Consider the following 24,737-nt stretch of genomic DNA (forward strand, 5'->3'; position numbering starts at 1 on the left):
TAAAAAGCCCGAAACCTGTTGTGATAGGTTTCGGGCTAAGTTTTTTCAATTAACCTATTTAGGTTCTACCGTTATCGATTGAATAATCGGCCGGTTCTTTTTATCGCCTGATTTTAATTCCTTGAAAACAAAATAGATCGAATGGAATTTCCCATCTGAAATCATATTGATCGGAACACTTTTTCTGAAAGTAGATTTTCCGATCATCATGCCTTTGCTGTCGTCCAGTCTGATTTCTATTTCGCCATCGCTGACAGGATCAAGATTTAAGAAAGAAAATCCGAATCCGGAAATACCATTCAAATCAATATTTTTTATGGCTATCCAGCCATTATCCTTACTTAAAATCAGTTTTTCACCGCCAAATACATCTTTTCGTTCAAAACCGCCAAAATCTTTAAGGTCATCGGCCTCAATTACATTGCTTTTTAAGTTCACCAGGTTGGTGGTGGTTAAGGGCTTTAAACCGGCAGCACCTGCATCAGTATAAGTTGCTTTTAAGGTTAAAACCGATTTCTTTTTATCTTTTGCTGCTGGCGGAACAATTTTGCCCGAAGCTGGTAAGGATGCTTTAACGGCTTCTTTATTGCCTAAAGTCATGATCCATTCGGTAATTTTCTTTACATCGGCTTCTTTCATGGCGGTGTGGGCAGGCATAGGAACTTCGCCCCAAACACCCTGACTTCCACCAATTACTTTCGAAGCCAGATAATCAACCGCTTTGGGATCATTTTTATACTTGGCTGCCACTTTATCAAATGCAGGGCCTATGGAAACCGCAGCTTCTTTATGGCAGGTGCTGCAATCAGATTTTAACATCAATGCCTTGCCAATCATCGTTTGTGCTGCCTGCTGATGACCCAATTGTGCTCCGGCCATATCAGTCCCTTCGGTATAGGTATTTGAGATATAAATGCGGCTGTTATTTACTTTCGAGCCTTTATCACTTACTAAAACTTTATAATCAACCGGCTTGTTTGGGAAATAAAAACTCTTGTTTCCGGCTAAATCAATGGTTACGTTCGGATGTTCGTTTCCTGCAAAAACAGGTACTACCGCACTTCTTGCAGATGCTTTGCTTTTATCCACCACGGTAACGCTTACCGGGTATTCGCCTGCTTTGGCAAAAGTATATTGTAAGGTTGGGCTAGTGGTGGTTTTGGTGATACCTTTTCCTAAATTCCAAACATAAGTTAAAGCATCACCATCAGGATCTTTGGCAATAACATTTGCAGTCATTTTGTAAGGAAGCAACCCGCTGGTTTTTACAATATTCAGTTTTTCTACACTTGGCGGACGGTTTCCTTTCAGGTAATCAATCCTTGATATGGCGGCATCAGGATTTTTACTGAACCAGCCTTTGCCATATTCTAAAATATACAATTTTCCATCAGGACCCAATTCCATATCAATCGGCGCAGCCAGCGAGACCTTTGATAAAAAGGGTTCCATGCTCTGGTAATCGCCTTTATCATTCATAGTAACGGCTTTTACCCAACCGCGTACCCATTCGTAAATAATCAGTTTTCCGTTATAGTAGGCAGGGTAGGGTGAGTTTGCACTGGCGTAATAAACTGGTCCGGCCATGGCTGTTCGTCCGCCTGCACCTACCTGTGGAAATTCGGCTGATGCTCCGTAAGGATACCAGATAAATGCCGGTTGTGCCGGTGGAAGTTGTTGTAAACCCGTATTATTCGGCGAATTATTGATGGGCGCGGCAGGAACAAAGGCATCACCATTGGCTCCGTTTGTAAAATCGTAAGCCTTATAAGCATAGTTATTGCCAATAAATAATGGCCAGCCGAAATTACCGGCTTTTTTAGCCTGGTTTACCTCATCGTAACCTCTTGGGCCCCTTAAGGCATCATCATTAGGAGCATCGGGACCTACTTCTCCCCAATATAAAAAATTGGTTTTTTGATCTACCGAAATGCGGTAAGGATTGCGGTTACCCATTACATAAATTTCTGGACGGGCTTTTGGATCGTTTTTCGGGAAAAGGTTACCATCAGGGATGCTGTAAGTACCGTCTTCATTTACTTTAATCCTTAAAATTTTTCCGCGTAAATCATTGGTATTTCCTGCCGATCTCCTGGCATCATATTGCTCAAGACCCTTTCTGTTATCAAGCGGGGCATAACCCTTATTTACATATTGTTGTTTCGGAACATCGAAAGGAGTAGAGTTATCACCTGTAGAAACGTAAAGCAGGTTATCCGATCCGAAAGCAATTGAACCGCCGGTATGGCAGCAGATTTCGCGTTGCGAATAAAATTCTAAAACGATTTTTTCTGATTCTTTCACAATTTGATCATTAACCAGCTTAAACCTCGATAAACGGTTTACTGATTTGTCAAATGGACTGTAAAAAAGGTAAATGTATTTGTTCACCGCAAATTTTGGATCGGCGGCCATGCCCAATAAGCCTTCTTCTGCATTTACATCAGGATTGCTGGTTTTAAAATAAACATCCAGCTTGCCGGCTTCTTTTATTTTTTTTGTACTGTTTTTATAAATCAATACTTCGCCACGGCGTTGTGCCACCAAAATATCAAGGTTGGGCAGGACAGCCATTTCGGTTGGTTCAGTAAATTCGCCCTGTGCAAGGGTAGCCTTCACGAAACGGTCCTGATCGGGGGTATCAATTCTATTTTTAGTAAGAAAATCGAAGGTTCTGTTCTGGTAATTTTTTTTGTTGAATGTAGTTGCCGAAATTAATATAAACGCAATGGCAGATAACACTAAGGTAAATGTTGTTTTCATCTATTTGGTTGAAGGTTTTTTAATAAATATAGTGCAATGTTTTAAAAACCGAAGTATTGTATCAAAATTTATGCGAATAAGAGAGTTAGAGAATGATGGAATTAGTGAATGATAGAGTTAAAGAATGATAGAGTTAAAGAATGATAGAATTAGTGAATGATAGAGTTAAAGAATGATAGAATTAGTGAATGATAGAGTTAGAGAATGATAGAATTATTGAATATAGAATTATTGAATATAGAATTATTGAATTTACTGAAGTCTTAAACATTCACTCACTCATTCACTCAATCAATCAATCAATCACTCATTCATTCATTCCATCACTCACTCATTCAATCATTCATTTTATACTTTCTCTCAGCATATAATCTGCCAGGCGCCCGATATCTTTTTTACTAATGGCACCATTCCAGGCGGGCATTCCTTTATTTATTATTCCATTACTGATGTTGTTGATAATAGACAATTTGTCGGCTCCATGTTTAAACTTACCACCTAAAAGGCTGTAAACTGTTTCTGTTCCCTGCAATTTATCGCCGTGGCAGGATGCACAAAGTTGTTTAAACATCATCGCCGGAGTATTTTCAGTTTTAGCGGTTTTATTATTCGAAGAAATGGTTTGTGCAATCTGGTTATCTTTTGTATATGAAGGGCGTAACCTGAGGATCATATCGTAAGGTCTTTCTCCTTTGCTCTCGGGCAGGTCGAAATTTGAAGTTGATATATAAAGGTATCCATCCGGGCCAACCACTATTGACCTGATCCTGCCATATTGTTTTTTTAGCAATATTTCCTGTTTAATAACTTTTCCTTTATCCATTTCAATTCTCAATATAGATTCGCCACGCAAACAGGCAACAATAAGGTTGTTTTTTAATTGAGGAAAAGCATTTGCGTTATAAAATGTAGCTTCAGACGGACCAATTGATGGTGTATATTCTAGCAGCGGCGTTATCATACCCGCCCTGGCTTCCTGATGGTGGATTACCGGCCAGCCGTAATTGCCACCTTTTTGGATGATATTCACCTCATCGCCACCTGTAGGACCATGTTCTGTGGCATATAATTTTTTGGTAGCAGGCTCAAAAGTTAAGCCCTGAGGATTGCGGTGCCCGTAAGACCAGATTTCTTTATGTGCCGTATCGTTCTTAATAAATGGATTATCTGCCGGAATGCTTCCGTCATCATTAAGCCTTAATATCTTACCGTTAAAAGTCTTTAAATCCTGCGCCAATATAGGCTGATCAGCATCTCCGGTAGAAATGTATAACTTTTGGTCTGGCCCGAACACCAGGCGGCATCCCGTGTGGTTTCGTGCTGCAGGAATCTGTTCAATTAATGTTCTGGGGTTAATAAGCGAATCATTTTTAAATTCATAGCGCACTACACGGAGCCATAAATGGTTATTTTCTCCATAATTATGGGCAATGTATATAAAATGGTTCTGGTTAAAAGCAGGGTGAATCACCATTCCCAGCAAGCCCGTTTTGGTTTCGGCCTTTATATCATTTACCTGCAATGCAGGCTTTTCATAAAGTTTTCCGTTGCGGTAAAGGCGTACCTGGCCAGGGCGTTCGGTAAAGAGCATTGTACGGTCGGGGAGGAAAGTTATTTGCCAGGGCACAGTGAGGTTGGTGGCCAGGGTATCAATTTTAAAAAATACACTTGTCTCATCTCTATTGTTTTTAACTGTAAAACTACTCACAAAAGCGAAGCCAGTTATAAAAGCTATTGCAATAAGGTATCTTCTATTGGTCATTATGATTAAATAAATCGTTTTACTAAATAAATATAGATTAAAATACTTACTGTTAATAACTTAGATAGAAGTGTAATCAGAAAATGTTTCTTTATTTAATTACCAATATGGTACCGTCGTTTTTAAGCTTATAGTAATATTGTTTTTCCTGGCGGCGTGTTAAGATTTCAATCTGGTCAACTTCACCTTGTTTTCCCGTATCATCCCTAATGGTATCACCTTTTCTAATACTTTCCAGTTCCTCTTTACTGCTGTTTTTGGTTAGTTGTTTCATAATCTGGTAGTTTAATGTCTATTGTGTAACATTAATAATATCTATATGTTTTGTGCCTGGTTAGATTTGGTGCCGTATGATTTACGATTTTCAATATGAATTTACTAAAAAAAGGAAATTCTTACAACTTATAGTTGTATTGTGTAATAATTTTGTGTCAGCCTATTGTCATTACGAATATTAACTGTACATTACATTATGGGCGATAAATTAAATATGATTTTGGGAATAGTTTTCCTTTTAGGTGGTTTTAGTGTTTTCTTTGTAATTTTTAGCGGTAAAAAGAGTTAGTTCGGTTTTCAAAATACTTTCATTGAGCTGTTTTCTCTTTGAATTGTTTAATTTTGAATATGCAGCAAAATCCGGTATCCGGCAAAAAAACAAATTCATTTTCTGGTATTCATATCGATCCTATTCAGTTTAGGGTTGCCGGAATGCATGATGATAAATGTAAGTTGACAGCTTATAACAGGAGAGATTTTTATAAAATTTCGCTTATTACAAAAGGCTGTAGTACATTGTTGTATGCTAACCGCGATATCGAAATCAGCAAACCGGCATTGGTTTTTACCAATCCGCTCATTCCGTATTCCTGGGATGCAAAGGAAGAGAATATGGAGTACGACGGGCATTTCTGTGTTTTTAGCGAAGATTTTCTGCACATAGGAGCACGTATGGAAAGCCTGCAGGATTCTACTTTGTTTAAAGCAGACGGAAATCCGGTTTACCTGCTTAACGATGAGCAATTAAAATACCTTAAAAGTATTTTTGAGCGCATGCAGGCCGAAATGGACGGCGATTATGTTTATAAATATGAACTGATCCGCAATTATGTGAATGTAATTATCCATGAAGCGGTTAAAATGCAGCCTGCGGTTGCTTATTTCAATCCTACAAATGCAGCCTCCAGAATTACCAATATTTTTTTAACGCTTCTGGAAAAACAATTCCCGGTCGATTCTCCACAGGATCCCCTTAAATTAAAAAAGGCCGGCGATTATGCCGAAAGGCTTTCGGTGCATGTAAATCATTTAAATGCCGCCATTCAGGAAATAACCGGCAAATCTACCACCACCATTATTAACGAAGCCATTATTGCAGAGGCCAAATCTCTTTTGTTGCATACCGATTGGAGCGTTGCCGAAATTGCTTTTAGTCTTGGTTTTGAATATGCCTCCTACTTTAATAATTTCTTTAAAAAGCATACGGGTTATACGCCGATGAAAATCAGGAACAATTCTTTGCCTGCATGAAATCTTTCTTTTTGAAGCAGTTGATTTGTTTAATAAACACTTTGATTTGTATAATCGGCTAATTCCCCCCTCACTATAACTTTGTTCATGTTAAATTAAAAACATAAAACATGGACATTAAGAAAATAAATTTAGGTAGTGAAGGACTACAGGTACCGGTGCAGGGATTGGGTTGCATGGGCATGACTACCCTTGCCGGGGGAGATATTTATGGTAAAGCCAGCGAAGAAGAATCAATTGCAACCATCCATCGTGCACTGGAACTTGGAATTAATTTGTTAGATACCGCTGATTTGTACGGACCGCTGTTAAACGAACGTTTGGTGGCCAAAGCCATAAAAGGTAACCGTGAAAAATATATTATTGCCACAAAATTTGGCTATGAAGTTGATGATAACGAACAATTAACCTGGGGATTTAACGGTACACCGGCTTATGTGCAAAAAGCGGTAGACCGCTCATTGAAAAATCTTGGTACAGATTACATTGATTTATATTACCTGCACCGTGTTGATCCGAATACACCAATAGAAGAAACTGTAGGTGCAATGGCCGGGTTGGTAAAATCGGGCAAGGTAAAATACATCGGTTTATCGGAGGTTTCTGCAGAAACGATTAGAAAGGCGCATAAAATTCATCCCATTACTGCGGTGCAGAGCGAATATTCACTTTTCGAACGCGAGGCAGAAACCAGCGGCGTTTTGGATACCTTAAATGAACTTGGAATTGGTTTTGTTGCTTATTCCCCGCTGGGAAGGGGCTTTATTTCGGGCGATATTAAAAGTCCGGATGATTTTGCTGAAGATGATTTCCGAAGAAGCATTCCACGTTTTCAGGGCGATAATTTCTATAAAAATATAGATTTGTTAAAAGAGATCGGGCTTATTGCAGCAGAAAAGGGCGTAACACCTTCGCAACTGGCTTTGGCCTGGGTACTTGCTCAGGGCATAGTGGCCATTCCGGGTACCAAAAGGATTAAGTATATTGAAGAAAATGCAGCTGCCATCAATATCACCTTAAGTGCAGATGAAAAAGAAAAATTAGAATCTATTGTACCTGTGGGCGCTACCGCCGGAGGACGATATGATGCCACCCAAATGCAGTTTGTAAATGCTTAATTGTAATCAGCAAATTGGAAAGCCGTGGGTTAACCCGCGGTTTTTTTTTGAATAATCTTAAGTTAAAAACTAAAAAAATGGCTAATAGTACACTTGATCTACACATCTCATGTGAAAATCTATTTAACTGCTAAACATTTTGGCTTATTCGTATGTTTGATAATTAAAAAATCTGAATAAAATGCAGGGCACAATAAAATTTTATAATGAATCGAAAGGTTTTGGATTTGTTGTAACAGAAAACGGGGATGAAATTTTTGTACATGTTACAGGTTTGATCGATAAAGTAAGCCAGAATGACAGGGTTGAATTTGAGGTTGCACAAGGTAAAAAAGGACCAAATGCCATTAATGTAAAATTGATTAAATAGCGATATGAGGCTGGGCACAGTAAAGTTTTATAATAACGAAGAAGGTTTTGGTGGCATAACCCCATCAAACGGAGGCATGGAAGTGAATGTTTTTGCACATGGAATAGTGGGCGAAATTAAACCGAACAACATTGTTCAGTTTGATATTGAATTTACGAAGTCAGGAGTAGAGGCCGTTCAGGTGAGGGTTTTATCGGCCTGACAGGAAAACCTTGTGCAGGTAACCCGCTTAATTGTATTGTAATAATAATAGAGCGCATTTGTAATAAGCTTAAATATTTCAAAAATGATTAAAAACAATTCAGTTTTAATCATTAATCTATGCCTTCTGATCTTTTAGAAGGCTTTTTTATGATATTTGTACGCTGAAAATAGCCAGGGCTTTTATAAAATATTGATGGAGATGTAACCTCGCCGAGTTATTTCAGTCTTACTGATGTTTATCCTTTTAGGTTATTATGATACAATTAGAACCGATTAGCGGGGTTTTTAACAGGGAGCGTGCATTGCAGGCAACATATCCCATGCGGATGTTGATTGTAAGGGAAGGGAGTGGTTTTTTATGTATGAATTCCGGCGACCATGAACTGCTTGAAAAAAGAATATTTTTTATTCCTGAAGAAGGTTTGGTTAGGCTCGACGGGCGGATTAAATCTGGTTACTGGTTAAATTTCAGTAGTATGCTGTATGCCGAGTTTTTATTGCAGCATTTGGATCCATTGGCAAAAAATCTTTTTCTTAACTTATCTTACAGGGATTTAACCCCTCAGGAATCTATCAAAACCTATAGTTTATTAGATCAGCTTAAAAAAGAAATTGATGCTAAAAAAGATTTAAGGTTTTTAGCTCAGTACTTATCCCTGTTTCTCGGTTTTACTGCCGGTTTAGATGGTTACCTGGCTGCATTAACGTTAGATGAGTTGCAACAGGTTTTGCGTTTCAGGGCAATTTTAGATCAGTATTACCGCGAAGAAAGAGCCGTTCAGTTTTATGCTGAAGGGATGGGAATGAGCGTGGGGAAATTAAATAAATTTTTAGACCGCGTGCTGGGAAAAAGTTTAACCGTACTGATTAAAGACCGGATTATGAGAGAAGCTGAGGAATTATTGCTGCACAGCGATTTTTCTGTTGATCAGATTTCAAGAATATTGGGGTTTGAGCAAACTAATAAGTTTTTAACAAGTTTTAGAAGACATAAAGGAATATCGGTACTTCAGTTTAGCAGACTGGTTTAAGAAAAGAAAATTGGTGCGTCTGGCAAAGAAATGACCATCAATTTGATTTCACCTCTTCCAGAAAACAGGCTTTCCGGACCTCACAACATTAATTGCTTTAGCGCCTAACGCGTAAGGCTTTGCTCCCTGTATCTGCTATCAGCCGCACCAATTTTTCACCTGCTAAATTATAAAAATCTTACTACAAAGAAGAAAATAATCTTCATTATGTTACAAAGCTGTAATTAATTAATTACAGGGCTTTGTATGCGCCGTAAATTTATCTTCTGTGGTTATAAATGTGGTGCATTATGTTAGTTTTCAAACAGATAACCACTGTAGGCCAATCCTTTTGCTACACTTTTAAAGTTATCGCCGGAGTTTAACGGAATGTGTGGAAACTTATTCTTAAAAAGGTTTTGCACCGCCGAAACCATTGAGGTTCCTCCAGTTAGAAACAAACAGTCGATATCCTGTGGGTTGATTTTGTAAGTTTCCATAAACTGATCGAGGTAGGCATCAATCCTGTTAATATCCTTTTCAATAATCGAGTTATATTGTTCGAGTGAAATATTTTCATCAATTTCTATCTCCATATTGTTATAGGCAAATGTAGAAACAGGCTGATCTGAAAGCTCAATCTTTGTTTTTTCAATTGACCTGAACAAAGAGTAACCCAGGTTATTTTCGATCAGGGTGATCAGGTTTTTAAATTTAGGATCGTTTTTAGAGTAGTAATAGTATTCTTCAATCTCTTTCTGGATTTTCAGGCCATTAAAGAAATTCATTTTATCCCAGGTACAGATATTGGCAAAAAGCGATTTGGGCACATTTAAAACTTTCCCCGGTGTAGCCTCGTACATGGTGTTTTTTCCGAAATAGGGTGTTCCTTTATCCCACATAAATGCAGAATCCAGGCTATCTCCACCAATGTAGATACCTCCGGAGGCAATCATATCTTTTTTCCTGTCCTTGCTGCCCACTTTATCGGGATCGAGGATGAGGTATGTGAAATCGGTTGTACCCCCACCTAAATCGGCCACCAGAACACGTTCTTTCTTTTTTATGGTTTTTTCATAGGCGAAAGCTGCTCCGATAGGCTCAAACTGAAAGCGAACTTCGGTAAAGCCGGCACTTTCTGCTGCTTTTTTTAACCTGGTTTGTGCCAGGGTATCTTTCATGGTATTGTCATCATCAAAGAAAACCGGACGGCCAATAATGGCTTTTTGGCAATCCTCGCCAATAATTTTATCAGCTTTTTCTTTTAAATCTTTAAGGATCAGCGTAACAAGGTCGGAAGCGGTATATCTTTTATTGTGGATGCGGGTTTCAGTAAAAGTGGTTCTCGAAAGGATCTGCTTAATGGATTTAATAAAGCGGCCTTTCATGCCATCGTTTAAATACGCATCTATTGCTTTTTCGCCAACAATGTGGTTTTCGCCATCAATAATGCTTTTAACTTCTGTGAAATAAATTAACGAGGGAATTGAAATCGTATCTATAATTTCTTTCTTTTCTTCATCATAAATGGATAATGCCGAATTGGTTGTTCCAAAATCGATTCCGTATAAAAACTTACTCATGGCCTGGTGTATGGTGAAATGTAGCGATTGAAATGGGGCTGCGAAAGTATTAAAAAAAGGTGTACCGAACTAAATTTTTTTAAAATAACTCACTTGTGCCCAAATGGGCGTTTACAATGCGTGTAATCTGCTGTCCGAGTTCTTTGGCATTACCTACGCCAACGCTTTTAAGCGCAGCCAGTTGATCGGTTGTTCTCGGCATCCGTTCGGCAATAGAAAGCAGGGCCAGATCAGACAGTACTGCATAATCCTGTGTTCCTCTTTGCTGGGCAATGGTTTTGCGCCATTCTACAAGATTTTTATACACCTGCGGATTGGAGATTTCTTTTGGCTTAATACTCGATTTAACCGGCTTTTTCTCGGGTTGTTTATTGCTTGCCGCATGTAAGGTGTTGATATAATCTTTAATTGAGAATGGATTCCACGAAATTTTAAATAAAGCCAGTTTAATTTGAAGTGCATCTTTAACTTCATTCAATAACGTAAGAAGTTTATCAGAATGGGTATCATTGTAAAAATTAATCGCCACAATCCTTGCCGTTAGTGCGATGAGTTGCTCCAGTTTCGGAACAAAATAATCAGATGCTTTTTGCAGGCGTTCCATAAAGGCCGTTTCGTTTGCCGGATTTTCGGCCATGCTTATTTTTGAAAATTCCTTTGCGATAAAGTTTCGGGCCACTTTAAAAATTTCGTTCTGAAAGATCTGGTTTCCCTGCTCGTAGATGGATAAAAAGGCATTTTTTTCATCTTTATCAATTAGTTTAGACCGCCCCAGTTTCTCCCAGTCTTTTGCAACAAGCGAAAAATCCAGTAATTCGTTAATCAAGCCCCAGGCATATTGATGGCTATAACGTTCTAATAATGCGGCAGTAGGTTTATCCTGATAACTGGTTTTGGTAAAACTGATGACTTTGGCATCGGTAATGATGTTTTCGGGAGCCACAGGCGATTTTAGGATCAATCCTTCCAAGCTTCTGCAGCGGCTTAAGGCCACATAAGCCTGTCCGTGGGTAAATGCGGTACTTACATCAACAATGGCATGATCGAAGGTTAATCCCTGACTTTTATGAACGGTAATGGCCCAGGCTAATTTAAACGGATATTGTGAAAATGAACCTGTGCTGGTTTCGTCTATTTTATTTTCTTCAGCACTCAGGCTGTATTTAACATTTTGCCAGATTTCTTTTTCAACTTCGATTTCTTTCCCATCACTAGAAAAACTAACCTTTATCGAATCCTCATTAATGGCGGTGATTTTCGCTGCTTTTCCATTGTAATACTGTCGCTTTCCTGAGGAATCATTTTTGATAAAAATAACCTGAGCGCCAAGCTTTAATTGTAGTTTTTCATCTGTAGGATAGGCATCTTTTGGGAAATCGCCGTTTACTTCGGCATCAAATTCAAAAATATCGCCTTCCAGTTTTTCTAAACAACCCTGGTTAATTTCGTTAACCAATTGATTGTGAGTGGTTAAAGTAATGTAATCATCCTTCCATTCCTGATCTAAAGAAGGATCATAACGTTCATTTAATTTCTCCAATAAACCGGCATCGAGTGTGTTTTCGCGCATGCCATTCAGAATATCCAGAAATACAGGATCTGATTGGCGGTACACTTTATCCAGGGTGAAAGTAAGCATCGGAGTGCTGCGGAAAATTAAACTGTCAAAAAAGTACGGACTGGAATAATATGCGCCCAGAATGTGCCAGGCATCGTGAAAAATAGGGGAGAGCTGATAAAGATCACCAATCATTAAAACCTGTACGCCACCAAAGGGGCGGTTAGATCCTTTAACACGTTTCAGGGTACGGTCAATAAAATCAATAATATCAACCCTAACCATACTGATCTCATCTATAATTAAAAGATCAAGACAGCGTAATAACCTTGTTTTTTCGTCCGAATATTTAAAATTGGTATCTGTATTTTCATCAACAACGGGAACTAATGGCCCGAAAGGGATTTGAAAAAACGAATGGAGCGTTACGCCACCTGCATTTATAGCCGCCACCGCAGTTGGTGCAACAATGGCAAAATTCTTTTTAGTGGTATCCCTAATCTTGCGAAGGAGGGTGGTTTTACCTGTTCCAGCTTTACCGGTTAAAAAAACGGGCTGGTTGGTTGTGGCTAAAAAATCTAAAAGAAGCTGGTTGTCCGGATCGGGCGTATTCATATCAATTACAAAATTAACCTATTCAAAACTCATTTGAGGAGAGATTAACAGCCCTTTTATCCACATTTTGAGTGGAGAGGCAAAACCTGTTGAAAATAAAAAATAAGATTAAGCGGTTGAAAATGAGTTTGTATAACGCATTTTAATGAAAAATTCCCAAAAACATTTTCGAAAATTCAATTCAAATTTGTAACATTGCACTCGCAAAAAAGGAATATCCTTTTTTCCGGGCCTATAGCTCAGCTGGTTAGAGTAGAAGACTCATAATCTTTTGGTCCCTGGTTCGAGCCCAGGTGGGCCCACTGCTTTAAACCCCTTTAAGGATAACTTGAAGGGGTTTTTTGTTGGTTTAATCTTTGCAAACTACCAGCCTCTTTTTGAACTGACAGAACCTAACATCCCGGGAAATTCAGATCTTTGCCATGTGTTTATTACTCATATTAATTACGTTATACTAAAATAAATTCTACAATATTTTTTGTAAGAATAAAGATTTGTTTTTTTACTATAATCTCTATTTGATTTACTAAAACCTTTTAGTATTATTGAGGTAAAGAAAAAACATTTACTACTAACCAATTTATCTTATGAAATTCTCAAACAGAACCAAAACATTTACATGTATTCTTTTAGGCACGGTTGTCTTTTTATCAAACTGCAAAAAAAAAGCAAACAAACACAGAAATATCCGAACCTGAAGTTATAAACAACACCGCGGCTACCAGGACAGAGGTAACCGGCCAGGCCCGGTTTACTGTTAGTACAGAAAACACCGGAGGGAAGGATGCTACCGAGGGCTCTTCAAAAGCTATCGATAACAATATCGATACTAAATTTTTGATATTCAGCCATCAGTCTAATTTTTATATGCAATTTGAGTTTACCACCAATACCCAGGTTGCAGCCTATACATTCACTTCTGCTGATGATGCGAGCGAAAGGGACCCGTCTAACTGGACCATTACAGCTTCAACAGATGGCACCAACTGGACAGAATTAGACCATCGGGAATATGAAATGTTCTCAAAGCGCAAACAGAGCAAGACGTATAATTTTGTTAATAATAATTCCTATAAATTTTACCGCATTAATGTGAAAGTCTTATTTGGTCAAACCAATCCGATCTTCCAGCTGGCCGAAATAAAATTATTTAATGTTCCACAGAACCAGCAGGCATTGACGCCAAATAATACCCTCGAAACTGTGGTTGAAGGCGCAAATACTTTAATTTTTACAGATAAGACGGGTACTTTTAGTGCTGCTACAAAAGCAGGTTTCATCACGGCGTTTAAAGCCAACTATCAGCGGATGGCGAATACTTTTAACACCAATGCACCGAAAACACAGGTATTTGTGATTGATTCTGAATATGAAGGTGTTGCAGCAACCTATGGAGGGTCTGTTATCCGTTATGATCCAAGATATTTTGCTGGTAATCCGAAGGATATTGATGTGGTAACCCACGAAATGATGCACGTTGTACAGTCGTATAAGTTTAACCTGCCCAATACCGGATGGATTACCGAAGGAATTGCAGATTATGCAAGGTATATTTTCGGCTACGACAACCCAGGTGCCAACTGGTCGCTACCGGCCTATAGTTCGAATCAGAATTACACAGATGCTTACCGTGTTACGGCACGTTTTTTTGCCTGGCTGGAAAATCATGGTTATCAGGGCATCATCGTTAAATTGGATAAAGCAATGCGGGATGGTACCTACAATGTAAACACTTTTTGGTCGGCAAATGCAAATGGTAAAACTGTAGATCAATTGTGGCAAAATTATATAGCTAACCCTGCTTTGTAAAAATAGCAGATGCGATATAACATTTATCAAACTTCAGCCAAACTGGGGTTTGGTAAATGATTATAAAAGACCAGCATATATCTTCAGGAAAATTCGGTTATTGTTCTTCTTTTGAGCGCAGCCATATCAATTTGTTTGCTTTATCAAACCGGTACACATCGCTCCACCACCTTGCCCCGCCACGGCATGAGGTAAAAAAGAGCTTGTTTTTTGTATCGAGTGTTACATCACAAAACCCGAGGCATTTTGCATTGGTATTAGTGGGTTCTTTCAGTTTTTTGAAACGTTTTGAAACAGGATCATAAAGAAAGATGGTATAGGTTCTGTAAACGCCCATTCCGGCATCGTGTATGGAAAATCCGACATCATCATGGCCGTCAAAATTATAATCGGCTATATGGCTTTTTCTGAATTGCTGCGGGTTGTCGAAGCCCTCCAGCTGTAAGGCTTCTCTTTTGCCAGGTTCATAATTAAATGTAAGTTGAGTATTTTCATTGTGACTGAAAGTTATCAATACATTGTTAACTAGCAATTTGTCTTGAGTGTTATCAACAGAATTACCCGTAATTTGTTCAAGCTTAAATATTCTTCCATCTTTAAGCCGTTTATAAACCGCTCCAAAAATTTTACCGGCTGTTTCGTTTAAGCTATAGTTTCCGGTAATTTTCCCGTCCGTAAGTTCATCCCAGTTATAGTAAACTGCGGAAACATTATTACCCGCATTCATTTTAATGTTTACTGTTCGTATTTTTAAAGGGATAATCCCTTTTTGACCAACATACTGCACAAATGCGCCCTTTCCCTCTGAACCATAATAGATGTGCAACTGAAAGCTTTTTTCGCTGTCTGTAGATTTCAGAAGGTAGGGTTGAGCCTTCGCCTGTAAAAAAACAAATGTAAGGATGATATAGATTAAGTAATTAAATTTCATGCTTCTGATACTATTTTAATGCGGCTTATTGTGGGCACTGTGCTATTCGGCTTCTACTCCGATAAGATACAAAATTAAAATATATTTTTTTTCTCAAATTTGGGAATTAATAGTGTCTGAGCATTATTTGGCAAGCCAATCCCGATATTTTACTGTTAATTTCTTAATTACTGCACAAAAGATTTATGGTAACGATTTGGTTACTCAAAAAACAACTTTTGCGGCGAAAAGTCACTGAATCAAGCTGTAATAAATCGATTTATATCTTTTGATAATCAATGATTTAGGTTAATTAGGTCTTTGTGCTAGAAGATGATTTGTCAACCTAAAGACATAGTTTTGTCATAAAACTTTAAAATTAGTTATAGTGAATATTAGGGGACAGTATATTTGTACCCATATAATAATTAATTATCTAATCTTAATAAACTATGAAAAAACGCTTACAAAGTTTGTTCATACTGCTGTTTTTTACCCTTTCGGTAATGGCACAGGACAGGACAATCACAGGCACAGTTACTTCACAGGATGACAAGTCGCCTATCCCCGGAGTTAACGTAAAAGTAAAAGGAACGCAGATCGGTGTAAGTACCGATGCCAACGGAAAATTTTCTATCAGTGTTCCTTCTTCTTCATCAACTTTGGAATTTTCTTTTATCGGTTACACTACGCAGAGCAGGGCCATTTCAGGAGCAGGTCCGGTTAACATCGTACTCGTACCCGATTCCAAATCACTTAGCGATGTGGTAGTTACCGGTTATACCGTGCAGAATAAAAAGGATGCAACTAGCGCCATTTCTAAAGTTTCTGCTGATCAGTTTAAGGATACACCCGTTGCCGATCCGAATGAGCTTTTAAAAGGCCGTGTTACAGGGGTTGTGGTAACTTCAGGCTCAGGCCAGCCAGGCGCGGTACAATCAGTACGTATCCGTGGTATCAATTCAATTTCATCAGGCAATAACCCGTTATATGTTATTGATGGTGTTGTGGTGGCCAGGGGCGATTTTAATACCGATACCAATAATGATTTACTGGCAAGCAATCAGGTAACTCCTACGGATATCCTGTCCAATTTAAACCCAAACGATATTGAGAGTTTTGACGTTTTAAAGGATGCATCTGCCATTGCATTATATGGTGCAAGAGGTGCTAACGGTGTAATTGTAATCACCACCAAAAAAGGGAAGATTGGCGCACCTGAATTTAATGTAAGAGCGCAGTATGGAAAAACCAAAGCCAATTTTGGCAATTTTAAGCTAATGGATGCCAGTCAGTTTTTAGCTTATGAAAAAACAGGTTTGATTAATGCGGAGATAACAGATGCCGAAATACCTGATTATTTAACTGCAGCGGGTGGAAACTCCAGCTTTAACTGGATGGATGCGGCTTTCAGAACTGGAACATCTTCAAATTTTGATATCTCGGCCCGTGGTGGAAATGAAGGTACAAAATACTATTTCTCGAGTGGCATAGGCAAGTTGGACGGTACGCTAATAGGTTCTGGGATCAAAAAATATTCCCTTTTATCTAACATCGAACAAAAAATAAACAGCCGTTTTACAGTTGGTTTAAATTTAAACCTTTCTTATTCGGATGGTTTAACTTCTGCAGATGGAAGCCGTTATGGCAGCCCTATTTTAGGATATATTGCCACAGCACCGATTCAATCGCCTTATAAACCTGATGGTTCGTTATACAACGGTAGAGAATCTGGCTGGTATGGACTAACAGGAGATAACTTTTTATACAATACACAATATAATTTTAACAGCAATAAAAACTTCAGAACGCTAGGCCGTTTGTATGGTGATTTGAAGATTTTTGATTGGTTGAAATTATCAGAAAACTTATCTGTAGACTGGATCAATGCAAAACAAAAATTGTATCAGGATGCGCGTACTTCTGATGGTTTTGGTCAGAACGGATCATTAGCTGCTTCGTCCATCGATAACAAATTATATACCACGCAAACCTCACTATCTGGAAGTTATGCACCAAATAGCGATCATTCTTTAACATACCTGGCCATGCTGGAGTACTCTTTTAAAGAAAATGCAGGGATTAGCGCCAGTGGAAAATCAATTATTGCAAACGATCGTTTCCGCTCGCTTAACGCTGCAATATTGCCGGTAAGTGTGGGTGGTAGTACTTCAACACAGGCCATTTTATCTTACATTGGTAATGCAACCTATTCATACCAATCGAAATATAACCTGAATGTGAGTTTACGTCGTGATGAAGCTTCGAATTTTAAAAACAACAAAGCTGAAACTTTTTATGCTGTTGGTGGTGCATGGAGAATCATTAATGAGGATTTTATGAAGGATCAGAAGGTTTTGTCGAATGCAAAACTACGTGCGAGTTATGGTACATCTGGTAATTTAAGTGGTTTGCTTGATTTCGTTTCTTATACTTTGTGGACGCCTGTAAATTACAACGATAACCCGGGTTTAGCGCCTTTTCAACTGGGTAATGATGATTTGCGCTGGGAAAAAACAAAGAGTTTTGATTTAGGTTTAGAACTTGGTTTTTTAAACAACCGCATTTCACTGGAAGCTGATTATTACAGCAAAAAAACAAATCAACAGTTATTCTCCCTGCCAATATCTTCAACCAGCGGATTTACGACCATGCCGGTAAATATTGGCCAGGTGCAGAACAGAGGTTTCGAACTTGCGCTTAACACGGTAAATATTGAAGGCGTAGTAAACTGGAAAACCAATTTTAACGTTTCTTTTAGTAAAAATAAGGTAAATGAAACTAAAGATGGTCAGGACCTGGTAACAGGCCAGAATATTACCAGGGTTGGTTTTCCTGTTGGCTCATGGTACATGAGGGAGTGGGCGGGTGTTGATCCGGCCAATGGCGATCCGCTATGGTTTAAAGCTGATGGAACAACTACAAACAACTACAATCTTGCAGAACGCAGGATTATTGGTCAGGCTTTACCTAAATATACTTTCGGTTTAACCAACATTGTGAGCTATAAAGATTTAGAACTTTCTTTCTTGTTTTATGGTGCTACAGGCAACATGATTTATAACCAGACCCGTAGTTTTGTAGAAAATACCGCTTACATTAACAGTGGTTTTAACCACTCTGTTGAAGCTGGTGAAGATTTCTGGCAAAAACCTGGCGATAACGTTTCAAGACCAAAACCAATTGCCGGCGGAAATAAAAATGAGTCGTCTGCTTCTTCAAGATTCTTAGAAAAAGGAGATTATTTACGTTTAAAAAATGTAAGGCTTTCGTACTCACTTCCATCAGGTATTTTAGGCAAAACCGGTATTAAGAAAATAACATTTTTTGGACAGGGAGAAAACCTGGTAACGTGGACAGGATATACTGGCGTGGATCCTGAAACAGATGCAACAGGAAACGAATTCTTTAAATATCCGGTAGGAAAAATCTACACTTTTGGTTTAAACGCAACATTTTAAGGCACTTTAACTAAGAATATCATGAAAAAAATATATATCATAGCACTTTTCCTATTTATTGGAAGTGCCTTCATGAGCTCTTGCAAGAAAGAGCTTAACCAACAGCCAGATGGCGCATTACTTGATGAAACGGCCATTACCGATTTTCAGACTTTACAGGCTGCAACCATTGGCTGTTATAATTCCATCATCGATTTAAACTGGTATGGCAGAAATTACCCTACCATGCTCGAATTAAGAGGCTCTAATATGTTTATTGCCTCAGCAAATTCAAACCGTTTAACAGCCCCGTATCAATATAATTTTACAGTTGCCAACGCAGATGTTGCAAGTACCTGGAATACGCTTTATAAGGCAATTGCAAGGACAAATAATGTAATTAACAAATCTGCTATTGTAACTGATGGTACACCGGAAGAAAAAGCACAGCTTATTGCAGAAGCAAAATTTGTAAGGGCATTAGCCTATTTCGATTTAACACGTGTTTTTGGCCAGCCTTATACTGTAAATAGTGGTGCATCTTTAAGTGTGCCTATTGTATTAACTCCTGGTATTACCCAGCCAAAACGCAATACCGTTGCTGAAGTATATGCACAGGTAATTAAGGACCTTACAGAAGCAAAACCAAATTTACCAACTGATATTGTAAATAAATTCAGGGCTTCAAGATTTGCTGCCTCAGCTTTACTTGCAAGGGTTTATTTGTACAAAGGTGATGCGGCAAGTAATGCATTGGCCATTGCAGAGGCTACAACTGTAATTAACGCAGGTTACACCATGACCACCGCATCGAGCTATGCAGGTACTATTTTCTGGGCCAATCCAGGACAGAACGAAGAAATTTTTACAGCAAAAATTTCTCAGTTCCAGGATTTGGGCTCTGACAACTATGGCCAGTTATACGTAAGTGAGCTTGGTGGTTACGGAGATATTCGTGTAAATCCTGCTTTTAGGGATAGTTATTCAGACAACGATGTCCGTAAAACACAGGTGATTAAAAAAGATGCAACTACAGATGATTACATCACCACTAAATTTTACAGACAGGATAATATTCCGGGATTATATAGCCCTAAAATTTTGCGTTTATCAGAAATGTATTTTATCCGCGCAGAGGCCAATGTTAAGCTAAATACCGCTACAGGTGCTACTCCGGCTGAGGATCTGTCTTCGGTACGTACAATGAGGGGATTACCTGCCTATACCGGCACACCAGCTCTTGCAGATGTTTTAACTGAGAAAAACTTCGAATTTGCTTTTGAAGGCCACCAATGGCAGGATAATTTTAGGAACGGCATTGTTACTGTACGTCCGCAAATTACCGGAGCGTTAAATAATAACAGCAGTTCAAATATTGCAATAACCGATAATAAACAACTTTATCCTATTCCACAAAGGGAAGTGGATGCAAATCCAAATATTAAACCAAATAATCCCGGGTATTAATGTAAAAAGCTTCCTGATATAATACAGGTTGCCGGATTTGTAAAATATAAAAGGAGTGGAAAGCGTTGTCTTTCTGCTCCTTTTTTTTGTTAATAGGATATTAAAAAGGACTGAAAAAATATATAAAAATCTGGCTCCCAATGATTAATTTAGTTTTAAAAATATAAATCATGAGAGCAATTAATCCCTGGATCAATTTTAATGGTAATGCCGAAGAAGCATTCAATTTTTACAGATCGGTTTTTGGCGGTGAGTTTACCAAAATTATCCGTTTTAAAGATTTATCAGGCCCCGATTTTCAGGTGGCCGACGATGAGGCCAATAAAATAATGTATATCGGCCTGCCGCTTGGCAAAAACAATGTGTTAATTGCCAATGATGTTCCAGGGTTTTTAGGGCCGGTAAGTGAGAATGAAAACCGGTCTAAAATATATGTAAGTGCCGAAAACAGGGAAGAAGCAGAAAAAATATTTAATGGCTTATCGGTAGGAGGAGAGGTAGAAGGACCAATCGGCGAAAGCCCATGGGGTACCTACGCCGGGATGTTCAGGGATAAATATGGTATTGAATGGATTATAGAGTTTGATCCGGATTATAGCAGTTAAGCTGAACTTATTCTTTTTATTGCACAATTAAACAGGCTGTCTGTTTAAGACAGCCTGTTTCAACTCTTTAATTCACTATCTCTCTGGTTCCTGCTTTATAGTATAATTCTGCCAGTGTTTTCTGGTAACCTGCTATCATACTTTCCTGTTTAATTTTCATATCTATCAGTTTAGTTTCCCTGCTGTTGATTAAAAAAAGTGTGCTTTCGCCCAGGCTAAACTTCTGGTTTTCTCCATTTACCAGGATCTGCTGATTTTCGATGCTTTTTACCTGTACATTAAGCTGTGCAGCATAAGCAGAAAGATCATTATACGAAGCTATTACATTGTTCCTGATTGCTCTGCCAAACTGTTTAATGTCGTAATCAAGCTCCAGTTGTTTGATCTTCACTTCCCGCAATTTTCCCCGTTCTGAGCGCAGGAAAAGCGGAAAAGCGAACTCTATACCAAATTTATAATTGCTCCAGTTAAAATCGTAATATCCTGGTACATTGCTGTTGAAACCGGTACGGTTAGAAATCAGGTTACCAATTACATTCAGTTTAGGCTTTAGCAATTCCTGACGGTAACTTCGCTCGATGGCCAGTTGTTCACCTTTGCTTTTCAGTTTTAAAATTTCAGGGTGTTGATTAGCCGCCTGGCCCAGAAGTGTATCCAGTAATAGGGGATCAGGGCGGACATTGGCTAAAGTTGTATTTTGCGGAATAGCTTCAACCGGAAGTTCCAATGGATTCCCCTCGTTATTCCAAAGGTGATTGGAAAGGATTAATCTTGCGTTTTGAAGTTCAATAGCCGTTTTCTCCTTTTGTATCATCCGCTCCTGTACGGTAATGTAAGCTTCAACAGAATCGATAACGGGTTTATCGCCAATTATGGTTTGTGCGCTCAACGCTTTAAATCTTCGTTGTGCAAGGTCCAGCCCTTCATTAACCAGGTCAAATTGTTTGTGGGCATAATACCAGTTCCAATAATCTTTGGCTATCCCGTACCAAACGCTGTTGATCTGTTTTAACTGATCAGCCTCTGCATATTCGACCATTATTTTAGATTGGCGGAGTGTGCTTCTCCGGGCATCAATAATTAAACCCTGACCTAACGGGATACTTAAACCGATGGCAGTTAAACCCTGCTGTCCGGTTCGGTTTTCCGGATTGATGTAATTGCCCACATTGCGGTCGTAGCCCAGTTTAAGATCTGCTCCGGCAAGCCAAAGCGGAATTTTTAGTTCACTGTTCCATTTGTTGTAATATTCGGTATCCCCAAATAATTTCCTGCTGAAACCCGCTTTTAATGCCGGATCGAAATAACCTAACGATTGCAACACCTTTGCCCTGGCAGATTCGCTTAATAATGCCGCCTGTTTGATCACCGGATGATACCTGAAAACCATTTGCTGCAGGTCTTCAAGACTGAAAACTTTTCCGCTGTCGGGGTTTTTTCTAAGCACAGGATCCTGGGCAAAACCCATCTTCGCCGAGAGCAATATTAAAACAACTACGGTTAATATTTTTTTAAAAGCCATTATCATTTTACAACCTCCATAGCTATTTTTTGTCTTTTGTACTTGTTGCAGGTTCCTTTTCCAAACTTGGCGGAAAGCCGTTCAATTGTCGCCATATCTCATACCAGAGTGGAACCGATCGGAGGATAATCCGTCCGTAAACGCCTGAGCCTTGTCTTAATTGTGGTGGCCAGGGTTCATCTTTAGCGGGCACCGGGTTGGTTTGGCTGATTAAAAGACGGTATTTTCCTCCTGTGCTGCTGGTGCGATCGATAGAAAATACTTTGCCCGCAAAGGTACCTACCGCTACCGAAGGCCACCCTGAAAACTGTACCGATGGCCAGCCTTCAAATTGCAAACGAACATCACTCGTATCTAATATCAAGGGAACATCCATTGCGCTTACATAAAGTTCTGCAGCAACCATTGGCGATTTTGGCTGTAGGGTAGCTACCGATTCTCCTTCTTTAATGTTCTCTCCAATACCCGCTTTTAAGGTTTTAACAATAAAACCGCTTTGAGGAGCCCTTACCACATAGAGGCCACGCCTGATGCTCAGGTTTGAAATATCGTTACGTAATTTTGCAATATCTCCCTGTGCACTTGCCTTGCCCGATATAGCCGAACTCATGTCTGATTGTGCTTTAGATATTGCTTCCTGGTATTTTGCCCTGATATTATCGAGTTCAATTGAAGCATTTAATAAATTCTGCGTGGCATTGTTTAGTTTGTTTCGCTGACTAATCACTTTTGCATTATCTTCCTGCAGTTTAAGCCGGCGTGTTTCAATATCAGTGAGTGAAAAAAGCCCGTTTTTGTAACCCGTTTCGTACCTTTCTAAACGAACTTTGGTGGTTTCATAAAATTTTCGGACTGCCAATAGTTCCGCGCTATCGATGCTTACATAATTTCTGGCCTGCAATACTTTGTTTTCAGCCGATTTCATTTGAAAATGCAAGCCCTCGGTAAGTGCTTTCATTTGGGCTTTGGTGGCATCTATTTTCTGTCCGGCAGCGGTTTCACTTCCCCGTTTGGCATCCAATTGCTCGTTCAGGCGTGCAGAAAGTTCGGGATCAAAATAAGATTGACTGGTTTCCGAAATCAGGAGTATGGTATCGCCTTTTTTTACTTCCTGTCCTTCTCGCACCGACCAATGTTCAATACGGCCACCAATCTGATTTTGTACCGTTTGAGGCCGATCTTCGGGCCTAAGTGCAGTTACAGTACCACGCCCGGGTATGGTTTGGCGGTAGGGCAGGAATAGCAACAGCACAAAAAAGGCCATGATAAACAGCAATATTCTGCCTAGTCTTTTCGGGCCTTTTGCATTAATGATTTTACTGTTGGCATGTACCGAAAGTGATTCCCAGTTTTGGAGTTGAGCCAGGTTGTTTCCTGTGTTAGCCATGGTTAATTTCTCCTTCCTCCAACTCCAGGTCGGTTACTACAGCAAGCTTTTCGCTACCTGTAATCATGTCAAAAACCGTGTTCAGGTTGGTCATCAGTTTTTCAATGGCATAGCTAATCTGTACGATAATTACCTCGGCTGCTACAAACTGGCCAAATGTCATTTGTCGTTCCACTACGAAATAAGAACCTAAAAGTAATAGGGCACCCATCAGTATGGTACGCATGGCCACCGCACTGATGAAAAATTTTTTTAACACACCAAAATGATCATTTCGGGCCTGGATGTAGTTTGCTGTGATTTTATCCGTCCGTTCTATAATCTCTTTTCTTTTGGTATTACTTTGTCTGTACGTATCCAGATCTGAAGCAATTTCTTCAAGGTAAGCCACCACTTCGTATTTATAGCCTGATTCTTCAATGCTTGTTTCTACGCCGCGGCGATAATATAAAACCAGGATCAAGACAATCACAATTAGTACAAATGTGCCAAAAGCCATAAAAACAGGGTGATAAAATGAAAGCAGTATCACACTAAAAAATATTAATACGGCTGCGGCAACAATATCAACCAGTAGCTTGGTTAAGCCTTTTTGTATGGTGAGGATATCAAAAAAACGATTGACAAGCTCAGTAGGATTTTCTCCCTCCAGTGCTTTCTTTTTAATCCGTGGCAGGCGGAAGGCAAACTCGAGGGCAGCTTTGGTAAAAATCTTTTGCTCAAGAAATTCGACCAGGGTTAATTGGCCGATAAGCAGTAAACCACCAACAACAATGCCGACTAAAATTACAGCAATCAGGATATAGGTGGAACTGTACATCGCTCCGTTAGAGAGGAGGTTAAAAACGGCACTCGTACCAAGTGGAAGCGAAAGGCCGATTAAGCCAATTAAGATGGCATAAACATAAATATAATTGATGGTTTTGCGTTCGAGGTGAAGCATAAGCACCAATCTTTGCCATGGCGAACGGGCGCCGGCAGCGTGATTATTTTTCATTAATATTTAATTCAGCTATATAAATTATGGACCAGTGGTACGTAATAATTTAACCACTGGATAAATGTGATGTAATTAAGAGTCTATAAT

The 24,737-nt window shown here is 39.1% G+C and carries 18 protein-coding genes and 1 tRNA gene; 10 read left to right on the forward strand and 9 right to left on the reverse strand.

Annotated elements, in window-relative coordinates:
- Positions 1-54: 54 nt before the first annotated feature.
- From ACTJKC_RS00905 to ACTJKC_RS00915, 3 genes are all read right to left on the reverse strand, one after another.
- Positions 55-2,763 (reverse strand): PQQ-dependent sugar dehydrogenase, encoded by a 2,709-nt coding sequence (locus ACTJKC_RS00905; protein ID WP_440789444.1) that lies wholly within the window; start codon positions 2,761-2,763, stop codon positions 55-57.
- A gap of 343 nt (positions 2,764-3,106) precedes the next feature.
- Positions 3,107-4,525 carry a PQQ-dependent sugar dehydrogenase gene (locus ACTJKC_RS00910; RefSeq protein ID WP_440789446.1) on the reverse strand — a complete coding sequence of 473 codons (1,419 nt, stop codon included), beginning with the start codon at positions 4,523-4,525 and terminating at the stop codon, positions 3,107-3,109.
- A 91-nt stretch (positions 4,526-4,616) separates the two neighbouring features.
- Positions 4,617-4,799, reverse strand: coding sequence for a hypothetical protein (locus tag ACTJKC_RS00915; protein ID WP_440789448.1), 183 nt, complete (start codon positions 4,797-4,799; stop codon positions 4,617-4,619).
- Between the two features lie 350 nt (positions 4,800-5,149).
- On the opposite strand from ACTJKC_RS00915, the gene ACTJKC_RS00920 reads away from it, so the two are divergent.
- The 5 genes from ACTJKC_RS00920 (at position 5,150) to ACTJKC_RS00940 (ending at position 8,775) form a co-directional block, all read left to right on the forward strand.
- A complete protein-coding gene (locus ACTJKC_RS00920; RefSeq protein ID WP_440789450.1) occupies positions 5,150-6,052 on the forward strand; it encodes a helix-turn-helix domain-containing protein in 903 nt (300 codons plus the stop codon).
- Positions 6,053-6,162: 110 nt separating this feature from the next.
- Positions 6,163-7,170 carry an aldo/keto reductase gene (locus tag ACTJKC_RS00925; RefSeq protein WP_440789452.1) on the forward strand — a complete coding sequence of 336 codons (1,008 nt, stop codon included), beginning with the start codon at positions 6,163-6,165 and terminating at the stop codon, positions 7,168-7,170.
- 181 nt (positions 7,171-7,351) lie between these two features.
- On the forward strand, positions 7,352-7,540 hold the full coding sequence (locus tag ACTJKC_RS00930; RefSeq protein WP_344850868.1) for a cold-shock protein: 189 nt from the start codon (positions 7,352-7,354) through the stop codon (positions 7,538-7,540).
- A 4-nt stretch (positions 7,541-7,544) separates the two neighbouring features.
- Positions 7,545-7,742, forward strand: coding sequence for a cold-shock protein (locus tag ACTJKC_RS00935; protein WP_440789454.1), 198 nt, complete (start codon positions 7,545-7,547; stop codon positions 7,740-7,742).
- A gap of 256 nt (positions 7,743-7,998) precedes the next feature.
- Positions 7,999-8,775 carry an AraC family transcriptional regulator gene (locus ACTJKC_RS00940; protein WP_344850870.1) on the forward strand — a complete coding sequence of 259 codons (777 nt, stop codon included), beginning with the start codon at positions 7,999-8,001 and terminating at the stop codon, positions 8,773-8,775.
- A gap of 293 nt (positions 8,776-9,068) precedes the next feature.
- Here the strand turns inward: ACTJKC_RS00940 and ACTJKC_RS00945 are convergent, their stop codons facing one another.
- Positions 9,069-10,337, reverse strand: a complete 1,269-nt coding sequence (locus ACTJKC_RS00945; RefSeq protein ID WP_440789456.1) for an Hsp70 family protein — start codon at positions 10,335-10,337, stop codon at positions 9,069-9,071.
- 79 nt (positions 10,338-10,416) lie between these two features.
- A complete protein-coding gene (locus tag ACTJKC_RS00950) occupies positions 10,417-12,510 on the reverse strand; it encodes an HRDC domain-containing protein (RefSeq protein WP_440789458.1) in 2,094 nt (697 codons plus the stop codon).
- Positions 12,511-12,738: 228 nt separating this feature from the next.
- Between ACTJKC_RS00950 and ACTJKC_RS00955 the strand changes: the two genes are divergently transcribed.
- Together ACTJKC_RS00955 and ACTJKC_RS00960 are read left to right on the forward strand one after the other, a co-directional pair.
- Positions 12,739-12,812, forward strand: a tRNA-Ile gene (locus ACTJKC_RS00955).
- A gap of 337 nt (positions 12,813-13,149) precedes the next feature.
- Positions 13,150-14,319 (forward strand): basic secretory protein-like protein, encoded by a 1,170-nt coding sequence (locus ACTJKC_RS00960; RefSeq protein WP_440789460.1) that lies wholly within the window; start codon positions 13,150-13,152, stop codon positions 14,317-14,319.
- 97 nt (positions 14,320-14,416) lie between these two features.
- Here the strand turns inward: ACTJKC_RS00960 and ACTJKC_RS00965 are convergent, their stop codons facing one another.
- Complete coding sequence (locus ACTJKC_RS00965; RefSeq protein WP_440789462.1) at positions 14,417-15,250, reverse strand: XAC2610-related protein; 834 nt, start codon at positions 15,248-15,250, stop codon at positions 14,417-14,419.
- A gap of 431 nt (positions 15,251-15,681) precedes the next feature.
- On the opposite strand from ACTJKC_RS00965, the gene ACTJKC_RS00970 reads away from it, so the two are divergent.
- From ACTJKC_RS00970 to ACTJKC_RS00980, 3 genes are all read left to right on the forward strand, one after another.
- Entirely contained in the window at positions 15,682-18,690 is a 3,009-nt protein-coding gene (locus ACTJKC_RS00970; RefSeq protein ID WP_440789464.1) for a SusC/RagA family TonB-linked outer membrane protein, read from the forward strand.
- Positions 18,691-18,711: 21 nt separating this feature from the next.
- Complete coding sequence (locus ACTJKC_RS00975) at positions 18,712-20,136, forward strand: RagB/SusD family nutrient uptake outer membrane protein (protein WP_440789466.1); 1,425 nt, start codon at positions 18,712-18,714, stop codon at positions 20,134-20,136.
- Positions 20,137-20,306: 170 nt separating this feature from the next.
- Positions 20,307-20,741: a VOC family protein gene (locus tag ACTJKC_RS00980; protein ID WP_344850877.1), complete on the forward strand. Its 435-nt coding sequence runs from the start codon at positions 20,307-20,309 to the stop codon at positions 20,739-20,741.
- Between the two features lie 67 nt (positions 20,742-20,808).
- Here the strand turns inward: ACTJKC_RS00980 and ACTJKC_RS00985 are convergent, their stop codons facing one another.
- Genes ACTJKC_RS00985 through ACTJKC_RS00995 form a run of 3 tightly spaced genes read right to left on the reverse strand, consistent with a single transcriptional unit; the run spans position 20,809 to position 24,647 of the window.
- Positions 20,809-22,263: a TolC family protein gene (locus ACTJKC_RS00985; protein WP_440789469.1), complete on the reverse strand. Its 1,455-nt coding sequence runs from the start codon at positions 22,261-22,263 to the stop codon at positions 20,809-20,811.
- A 22-nt stretch (positions 22,264-22,285) separates the two neighbouring features.
- A complete protein-coding gene (locus ACTJKC_RS00990; RefSeq protein WP_440789471.1) occupies positions 22,286-23,650 on the reverse strand; it encodes an HlyD family secretion protein in 1,365 nt (454 codons plus the stop codon).
- Entirely contained in the window at positions 23,643-24,647 is a 1,005-nt protein-coding gene (locus ACTJKC_RS00995; RefSeq protein ID WP_440789473.1) for an ABC transporter transmembrane domain-containing protein, read from the reverse strand. Before ACTJKC_RS00995 ends, ACTJKC_RS00990 begins: the two co-directional genes overlap by 8 nt.
- Positions 24,648-24,737 lie beyond the last annotated feature (90 nt).

Source organism: Pedobacter sp. 22226 (assembly GCF_052045455.1).
Classification (GTDB): Bacteria; Bacteroidota; Bacteroidia; order Sphingobacteriales; family Sphingobacteriaceae; genus Pedobacter; species Pedobacter jeongneungensis.